Below are 952 nucleotides of genomic sequence, written 5' to 3'. Positions count from 1 at the left end.
CACCAATACCGACCCCACCAAAAACGTCAGCTTAACAGGCGCAGGTCTTAACAACGGTGGCAATACCATTACCAACGTCGCCGCAGGGGTGAACGCAAATGACGCAGTCAACGTCAGCCAACTCCAAACCGCCCAAGTTGCCGCGACCACCAAAGTTGACGGCACCCAAGGGGTCAGCGTCAATACCACAAAAAACCCTGACGGCTCAAAAACCTACACCGTCGCCGCAAAAACAGATGGCAGCACCATCAAAGTTGACAGCAGTGGCAACCTAAGCGCTGTCACCAGTGCACTGAGCAATACGAGCAGTGGCAGTATTGCAGCCCCAGCCTTACCAAACGCCTTAGCCACCGCAGGCGATGTTGCCAACGCCATCAACAACTCAGGCTGGAACCTTCAAGCCAATGGCGACAGTGCTAGCAAAGTCAAACCTGGCGACACCGTACAACTACTTGACGGCAACAACATCAAAATCACCCGCAGCGGCAACAACCTAACCGTTGCCACAGCCGATGACGTCAGCTTCAACAGCGCCACCCTAACCAACTCAAACAGCCTTGCCAATGGCGGCAGCACCAACTACATCACTCAAGGCAATAAAAACGCAGTCAACGGGGGCGACGTTTACAACGCCATCCAAAACACCGAACAGCAATACACCGCTGACAACAGCACCACCGTCATCAAACGCAAACCTACTGACATACTCACCCTAAAAGGCGGCGCAACCACCTCCACTGAAAACAACATCCAAACCATCGCCAACGCCGATGGCAGCATCGCGGTCAAACTTGCCAAAGACATCAACCTAGGCAGTGATGGCAGCGTAACGGCAGGCAACACCAAAGTGGACAACACAGGGGTTACCATCACCAATACCGACCCCACCAAAAACGTCAGCTTAACAGGCGCAGGTCTTAACAACGGTGGCAATACCATTACCAACGTCGCC

The 952-nt window shown here is 53.7% G+C and carries 1 pseudogene; it reads left to right on the top strand.

From position 1 onward, the window contains the following. Nucleotides 1–952, top strand: a pseudogene (locus IEY21_RS16645) (hypothetical protein); the annotation flags it as partial.

Source organism: Deinococcus aerophilus (assembly GCF_014647075.1).
Classification (GTDB): Bacteria; Deinococcota; Deinococci; order Deinococcales; family Deinococcaceae; genus Deinococcus; species Deinococcus aerophilus.
The sequence above is the reverse complement of the archived record's forward strand: the minus strand, read 5'-3'. Positions and strand labels throughout refer to the sequence as shown.